Origin of the sequence: Coleofasciculus sp. FACHB-712, assembly GCF_014695635.1 — a bacterium.
In the GTDB taxonomy this organism is placed as follows: Bacteria; Cyanobacteriota; Cyanobacteriia; order Cyanobacteriales; family FACHB-T130; genus FACHB-T130.
The window spans coordinates 1-7,626 of sequence record NZ_JACJOQ010000472.1 but is presented as its reverse complement, the minus strand read 5'-3'; the positions used below and the strand labels follow the sequence as shown (position 1 = coordinate 7,626).

7 protein-coding genes are annotated in these 7,626 nt (G+C 47.0%); 5 read left to right on the top strand and 2 right to left on the bottom strand.

What is annotated here, in order from left to right:
* Positions 1-243 precede the first annotated feature (243 nt).
* Complete coding sequence (locus H6F50_RS15290) at positions 244-1,467, top strand: damage-control phosphatase ARMT1 family protein (RefSeq protein ID WP_190429350.1); 1,224 nt, start codon at positions 244-246, stop codon at positions 1,465-1,467.
* 178 nt (positions 1,468-1,645) lie between these two features.
* Positions 1,646-1,939, top strand: a complete 294-nt coding sequence (locus tag H6F50_RS15285) for a hypothetical protein (RefSeq protein ID WP_190410007.1) — start codon at positions 1,646-1,648, stop codon at positions 1,937-1,939.
* Positions 1,940-2,417: 478 nt separating this feature from the next.
* Here H6F50_RS15285 and H6F50_RS15280 read toward each other — a convergent pair whose 3' ends face one another.
* Positions 2,418-2,690 (bottom strand): hypothetical protein, encoded by a 273-nt coding sequence (locus H6F50_RS15280; protein WP_190429349.1) that lies wholly within the window; start codon positions 2,688-2,690, stop codon positions 2,418-2,420.
* Positions 2,691-2,998: 308 nt separating this feature from the next.
* Here H6F50_RS15280 and H6F50_RS15275 point away from each other — a divergent pair, with 308 nt between their 5' ends.
* Positions 2,999-4,309, top strand: a complete 1,311-nt coding sequence (locus tag H6F50_RS15275) for an HlyD family efflux transporter periplasmic adaptor subunit (protein ID WP_190429348.1) — start codon at positions 2,999-3,001, stop codon at positions 4,307-4,309.
* Positions 4,310-4,416: 107 nt separating this feature from the next.
* Complete coding sequence (locus H6F50_RS15270; RefSeq protein WP_190410003.1) at positions 4,417-5,244, top strand: SirB1 family protein; 828 nt, start codon at positions 4,417-4,419, stop codon at positions 5,242-5,244.
* 11 nt (positions 5,245-5,255) lie between these two features.
* Here H6F50_RS15270 and H6F50_RS15265 read toward each other — a convergent pair whose 3' ends face one another.
* Positions 5,256-5,714 (bottom strand): SRPBCC family protein, encoded by a 459-nt coding sequence (locus H6F50_RS15265; protein ID WP_190429347.1) that lies wholly within the window; start codon positions 5,712-5,714, stop codon positions 5,256-5,258.
* Between the two features lie 275 nt (positions 5,715-5,989).
* On the opposite strand from H6F50_RS15265, the gene H6F50_RS15260 reads away from it, so the two are divergent.
* Positions 5,990-7,626: mechanosensitive ion channel (locus tag H6F50_RS15260; protein WP_190429346.1), on the top strand; the 1,637-nt coding region annotated here is incomplete at its 3' end.

Here is a 7,626-nt window from a genome sequence, read left to right as displayed (position 1 = left end):
CTTGCCAAAGGCTATCGGCTTTACGCAGTCCGAGGAGAGGATTTCCCGGTACCTGAGATAGAATCTGTTCGGTTAGGCTCATGGATATTTGCAAAAGATGCTCCCAATCCATCCTAATCGGCAAGAGTTCTCAAGCTTGAGGGTTTTGGCTTGATGAGCTTTATGTGACCAGATTGTAGAGTCAATAAAATTGCTGTTTAAGTAGAATTACTTTCGACACATGATAAAAAGCGCTATCGCCTAATGTCACAGCAGATTTTAAAGCCTCGATTACCGCTTCCTCCACCGCTGATGATGTCGGAGGAAGGTTCGTTTGCGAACATGACGCTTTTGAAGCGAATGCCTGAGATCGCGCAGCGAGCGATCGCTGAAAACGACTTTCCGGCGTCGATTGTAGACAACCTGGAAACTTTGATCCGAGACTTGCCGAACGGGATCGTGCGATCGCTCAAAGATGACAATGGCCCAGATTTGGCTGCGTGGACAACATATTTGGCTCCTTTTCTGGGGAAGCGTTGGATAGACATTCCCTGGTTATTTGCAGAGTTATACTTTTTCCGGCGGATTGTGGAAGCAACCGATTACTTTCTGCCAGGATCGAGCCAAGGCCTAGATCCCTACTGGTTGCAAAAACGCTTGGGTTTGGAAACAGCAATGGATTCAATCCGGGCAATCGCCGCTAGGATTGGGACTAACGCCAGCGATCGCCATACTCGTTTAATCCCACTGCTCTATTTTTCACTGTGGGGCAACCGCGCCGATCTCAGCCTTTGGCCTATTGAGGCTGGAGAAAGCGATCGCAGCCGTCAGGAAATTCAGCACGAAGAGGCTCATATTTTGGTCGATGATACACCCATGATTGCTGACAGGATTGCCAGCCTTGATGGGGGAAGAATTGACTTCATCGTCGATAATGCTGGTTTTGAACTCGTCTGCGATTTGTGCTTGGCAGATTTTCTGCTAACCACTCAGGCGGCTGAGATTTCCCTGCACCTGAAGCGGTATCCTATCTTCGTCTCAGATGCGACCATTCAGGATCTGCACCACACTTTAGAGGTTTTGGCTGCTGACATTGATGGAGAAGTGCGATCGCTTTCTCTGCGCTTGCAAGACGCGATCGCTTCCGGTCGTTTGCGATGCTATGACGATTTATTTTGGACAATGCCCTTGCCTTTCTGGGAAATGCCCGAAGCTTTGCGACAAGAGTTAGCACCCGCCAGCCTAATTTTTATTAAAGGAGATGCTAACTACCGCCGCTGTTTAGGCAATCGCCACTGGGATTTTACTACCCCTTTTCAAGACATTGCCTGCTACTTCCCAGCACCGTTAGTGGCACTACGCACCCTCAAATCGGAACTGGTGGCAGGTTTACAGCCAACTCAGATAAACACACTTAACGAAGAAGATCCTCACTGGTTAACCAATGGACAGCGAGGCGTCATCCAGTTTGTTGACTTCGCCGGTTAGAAGCGATCGCGAAAAGTTGCCCATACCGACTACGCACACAAAGCCGACTGCATTATTACAACCAACGGTATCAAATGCTAATCTCCCAAAAGTGGGAGGAAAAGCTGTTTTTATTTACGTAAGTTTTAAGCACGGCACAAGTTTCCAACGCTTCAAAGTTTATTTTGAGGGCAACATCATGACTGTAGGTGCAAACAACCAACCAATGCAACCTCAAGACCAATCCCTGTTTGCAGAACTATCCGAACAGGAACAAGAGGCAGTGGCTGGAGGTTTAGATTTATTCAGTTTTGACTTTGACGATTTGAAGGCTGAGATTCCCAATGGCACTCTCAATCTCAGTCCATTTAACATCAGTTTCACGATTGACGATACCAGCTATACAGCTCAACTAACAGAACCAGCAACAATATCAATCGTGGATGGAACTTTGACTGGAACTGGAGGAAATTTAACAGTTACTAGCAGTTAAATCGTCAATTTATTCGCTGCAACTATTCAGTCAAACCACATGGCAACCCCCCTATTTTAAAATTAGGGTGGGTTTTTTCATGGTTAACCAAACCCAGGCCCAAGCCACGAGTTTTTCTTTGCCATCAAGTAATAAACGCAGCATTTTTGAAAAGAGCGATCGCAAGGTACTCATCGCATTCCTTTGAAAATCTATTGCTGGTAAGAATCCTTTAATGAAGGATTCTTATCACAGAAAATTTCTTCCAAAACACGTTTTTGATGCCTTGCAGATTCCAGTTCCGTCCTTTAGGCAAAATAAAAAAGATGCGATAGAGCAAAACTGCTCTAGAGACTACTTACAAAAGAATATAGAATTGCAGCTTTTCTTTAAAAAGTGCCCCAATTCCATTGATTCTACCTGAAGAACCAGCTCAATTTTGCCTTAATAATCAATGATTTCAGGAAAAAAAGTTAATCGGACATTACTTTCAATAAGGTTATTGCAGTCCGTTGCCTCCGTCTTCAGGGAGTGTCGCTGGGATCGTTACATAACCACCTTCTTCACCAAGCCACAGGGTGATAAAATACCCCCCCTCATCGTTAACTTCCAGTGGAGTGACAACATTCCCTCCAATCGGTATGCTGCCAGGTGTCGTGGGTGTGTGAAAACCGCCTGTAATGGTGGCAGCTTCCTCATCCGTGAGTTCTTCTAGAAGATTGAACTCCACCGTTCCCAGTTCGGAAAGCGCTAGATCAAAGGGATGGGGCATAAAATCCTCCTAAATTTTCAAGTGTATTGTTGTTAACTAATTAGAGTTTTACTCGGTAGCTTAAATGACCGTACCCCTCTGAGGTAGGGTTTTACATCAAAACAAACACGCTTTCAACCAACACGACTCCTAATTAATTTAATAATTTTAAAAAATCAACAAAAAGTATTGTGTAAATTTCAGACAACAGGCTGTGCTAGGAAAAAGCGATTAACTGCTCAAATTTTAAACGATGGCAAAGAAATTAAATTTTATTTAAAGTAAATGCAATCATAGTAGAGAACACTCATTCACTGAATGGGACAATCATGCTTAGTGACAGCAACCCCGACTTTCTCCGCCCAGTCTCTAGCGACGAATTTCTTCCTCCCATCAGCCGATGGACAACGCTAGGGGGATTGTTTTTAGTCGGTACTTTTGGGGTAGCTGTGATGCTTGCCGCTTATACGCAGTACAACATTACTGTTAAAGCTGCTGCCGTTGTGCGTCCTATAGGTGAGCTGCGAATCGTGCAAGCTGCAACAGAAGGAACGATTAAAAGCATCTCTGTGAAAGAAAATCAGGTCGTGAAACAAGGGGATGCGATCGCTATCTTGGATAACTCCCAACTCCAGACGAAAAAAAGCCAACTGCAAGGCAATATCCAGAATAACCAACTGCAACTGAGTCAAATCGCAGCTCAAATCAGTGCCCTTGACAGCCAGCAAAAGGCAGAGTGGAACTTGATGAATCGCAACATTGCCTCAGCGCAAGCGGATCTGGGTCGCAATCAACGAGACTATCAAGAAAAGCAAATTACAACGAAGGCAGAAGTGCAAGAAGCACAGGCATCTGTGGATTTAGCAAGGGTGCAGATGAATCAATATCAACAGCTAGCAAATACGGGCGCGATCGCTCAACTGCAAATCAAGGAAAAAGAAGAAGCTTTCAAAGCCGCGCAAGCGAGACTACAACGGGCAAAAGCCATGCTTAATCCCAGTGCGGCACCCGTAGTAATTGCTAACGAGCGAATCGCTCAAGAAAGAGCAACGGGTGAATCTACCTTAGCAACATTGAACAAAGAACGAAAAACCCTGATTCAGCGTCAAATTGAAATTCAAAATCAACTCAACAGCGACACCCGCGAACTCAAACAAATCGGGATGGAACTGCAAAAAAGCGTGATTCGTGCTCCAGCATCTGGCACCATCCTCAAACTAGAACTGCGAAATGCCTCTCAGGTGGTGCGTGCAGCCGAACCAATTGCTCAAATTGCTCCCAGCAACACGCCACTCATCGTGAAAGCGCGGGTAGCGGCTCAGGATATCGGGAAAGTGGCGGTTGGGCAAAAGGTACAAATGCGGGTTTCTGCCTATCCCTATCCCGATTATGGAACTCTCTCCGGAAAAGTGAGCGCGATCGCACCCGATGCGATCGCGCCTGAAAATAATAACGCCAACGCTCCTGCGGTTCCGCCCTCCTACGAAGTAACCATCCAGCCAGAAAAAATAAATCTGATCAAAGGCGATCGCCCCTATCCGATTCAACCAGGAATGGAAATTGCCGCAGAGATTATTTCTAGGGAAGAAACCGTACTAACATTTATTCTTAGAAAGGCAAGGCTGCTCACCGATTTGTAGTTAGATGGCTAGCACAGCTAAGTTACTAATTATCCTTTAGTTACAAGCGAGATAGCACGTTGTTTTCTACAATCAGAGGAAGAGTTTCGCTAAACAATTGAATTGCCATGAACTTGCCACTGGGTCGCCTATCCTTTTATCAGGAAATTAATCAGCCAGATGAGCAAATTAATCTGGCAAAAGCTGCTCTGGACATTGCTCAGGAAGAATATCCAGACCTCGACCCGGATGAATACCTCAATGCCCTCGATACAATGGCAGCGGAGATACAAGAACGCCTACCTGCCCAACGATATCCCCTGCGGGTGATTCAAACTATCAATCAGTATCTTTACGACGACTTAGGTTTTACTGGAAATAACGAGAACTATTACGATCCCCGCAATAGCTTTTTAAATGATGTAATCGATCGGCGCACTGGCATCCCGATCGCCCTAGCGCTAGTTTATTTAGAGATTGCACGACGCATTGATTTTCCGATGGTTGGGGTGGGGATGCCGGGGCATTTCCTGATTCGCCCACAGTTTGAGGATGTAGGAATCTTCGTGGATGCCTTCCATCGCGGCGAGATTCTGTTTGAGCAAGATTGCAGAGATAGACTTGCGAAGATTTACCAACAGTCAGTGCAACTGCAAGCGACTTTCGTAGAACCCGTGAGTTCTCGGCGCTTTTTGACGCGGATGCTGACAAATCTGAAAATGATTTACCTGAACCGCCAGGAGTTACAAAAAGCACTTGCCACAGTGGAACGGATTTTGCTGTTGTTCCCAGATGCACCGATGGAATTGCGCGATCGCGGTCTTCTCTACTTCCAAATGGGACGCTGGTCAGAAGCATCCCAAGATTTAAACATTTATCTAGCGATACTTCCCAATGCGGAGGATGCTGGCGTGATTCGCCAATTACTGACACAAATCGAACAAGATATCTATTAGTTATTCGCTACTTATTCGCGATCCATCTCTTCTGCGATTCGTTTGAGACGTCGCAATTGAGCTTGCATATCGGCTTTCGTCAAGGCAGCGGCGAAGGTATTAAAACCCCAACGCACGAAAGGACTGGGAATTTCAAACTCAAAGCGATTCAGCAGGCGTGTGCCCTTTCCCGTTGCCTCTGGCTGACATTCCCAGCGATCGCGTCCTTTGAAAAATCCTTCAAATCCCCAGACAATTAGCCCTGGTTCTCGCTCCACAACCACCGTTTCGAGCGTGGGTTGCAATAAGGGAATTTGAATAATAAACCGACTTTGACTCCCCACATCTGTTCGCCACTCTCCGACTGGTTCGCACCGCAACGCCGGATTCAGCCATCGATGCATTAAGACACGATCGGTAATGCAGCGCTCAACCACCGTTGCACTAGCATTGATTTGGATAGATTGCTCGAAAACTTCAGTAGGAGACATACTATACAGCTTACTGGAAGCGAACGCTACAGAAACGCAAATCGGGAAGCACCGCTAAAAGTCGGATATTTGCGATTTTTTCGCCTTATTTATCTATAAAGATAGATTAAAAACTGAGAACGTTGGTCTATATCTATCTCATCCTGTTTTAGTCAGTTTTTTATTTTCCAATCAGCAGCTAGAGAATTGATCGGCGTGTAGGATAAGTCTTGGCGATTCCTGCTTAGCAGCGTAACTTTTGTATATTTGCCCATCCGACGTTAACTCAGAACACCATGAATGGAACTTGGCAAGGAATTACACTCACTCTCTTTCGAGAGGTGCCACTCAGGTTGAACGGGTTGTTAGCGCAGAGTACACCCGTACCGGCGGCTGAAACCGCTCCCGCAACCAATAATTTTTCGGTTGACAGTATTATCTCAGGGCTGGGTCTCAACCTAGGCAATTCGCTAGTGGATCTGATTAAGGCGATCCTAGCGTTAGTCGTTGGCTTGATCGTGGCTTCACTGGCGGCGGCGGCGGTGCGAGGACTGCTGAATCGCACAAACATCGATAATCGTTTAGCAGCTTGGATTACGGGTCGCCAAGGGGCTGAAGAAGGGCCACCTGTGGAGAAATGGATCTCCAGCGTGGTGTTCTGGCTGATTATGCTCTTTGCCATCGTTGCTAGTTTACAGACGTTAAAACTAACAGCGGTTGCTGGCCCTCTTAACACTCTGTTAGAGCAAGTTACTCAGTTCATCCCCAAACTGGTCAGTGCAGCGATTCTGTTAGGAATTGCCTGGGTACTGGCAACCTTGACAAAGCTAGTGGTAACGCGGGGACTGCGGGCGCTGCGGTTAGACGAACGTTTGGGCGAACAAACGGGAGGTACGGCACCGGGGGATACGACGCCAGGGGGTACGACGCCAAGGACAAACCAGTATTCTCTGAGCGATACCTTAGGCAACGCTCTGTACTGGTTCATCTTTTTGCTATTTTTACCGCTGATCTTAGATGCCCTACAGCTACAGCAGGCACTGGGTCCGGTTAATAACCTGCTAAATCAAATTTTGGCAGCAGTACCGAATATTTTGACGGCTATCGTCATCGGTGCAGCAGGTTGGTTGCTGGCGCAGGTGGTGCGGCGGATTGTTACGAATCTGCTGACAGCAACCGGAACGGATCGGTTGGGTGCGAGATTTGGAATTTCACGGGCAACCGGCGGACAAACGCTTTCTTGGCTGATCGGGACAATTGTTTTTGTTCTGATTTTAATCCCCACCGCGATCGCTGCTCTCAATGCTTTGGGAATTGCGGCAATTTCGGTTCCAGCGATCGCCATGTTGACCCAGATTCTCAACGCGATTCCGCTAATCTTTACAGCGGCGTTGATTCTCGGCATCGCTTATGTAGTTGGACACTTTGTTTCAGAGTTAGTCACCAACATCCTCACCAGCATCGGATTCAACAATATTTTCTACTGGCTGGGACTCCAATCTAAGCCTTACACCCGCGCCACGCCAATTCTACCTCCGGCTCCAGAGGCACAGATACCGCCTACCGGACAAGAAACTATCCTTCAGGAACCGACGCCTCCCACCCGCACCCCGTCAGAACTCGCCGGGATTGTGGTATTGGTTGGCATTATGCTGTTTGCGACAGTAGCAGCAACCAATATTCTGCAAATTCCGGCGCTGACTCTGTTGGTCAGCGGCATTGTGGTGATATTAGGTCGCATTCTCGCCGGTTTGGTGGTGTTTGCGATTGGTCTGTATCTCGCGAACCTCGCCTTTAACTTGATTACCAGTTCCGGTACTCGCCAAGCGCGGATACTCGGACAAACTGCTCGGATTGCGATTATCGCCCTGGTTTCAGCAATGGCGCTGCAACAGATGGGAATTGCTAGCGATATCGTTAACTTAGCTTTTGG

Coding starts and splice junctions, on each gene's coding strand:
- H6F50_RS15290 (WP_190429350.1), top strand. CDS start 244: ATGTCACAGCAGATTTTAAAGCCTCGATTACCGCTTCCTCCACCGCTG.
- H6F50_RS15285 (WP_190410007.1), top strand. CDS start 1,646: ATGACTGTAGGTGCAAACAACCAACCAATGCAACCTCAAGACCAATCC.
- H6F50_RS15275 (WP_190429348.1), top strand. CDS start 2,999: ATGCTTAGTGACAGCAACCCCGACTTTCTCCGCCCAGTCTCTAGCGAC.
- H6F50_RS15265 (WP_190429347.1), bottom strand. CDS start 5,714: ATGTCTCCTACTGAAGTTTTCGAGCAATCTATCCAAATCAATGCTAGT.
- H6F50_RS15270 (WP_190410003.1), top strand. CDS start 4,417: ATGAACTTGCCACTGGGTCGCCTATCCTTTTATCAGGAAATTAATCAG.
- H6F50_RS15280 (WP_190429349.1), bottom strand. CDS start 2,690: ATGCCCCATCCCTTTGATCTAGCGCTTTCCGAACTGGGAACGGTGGAG.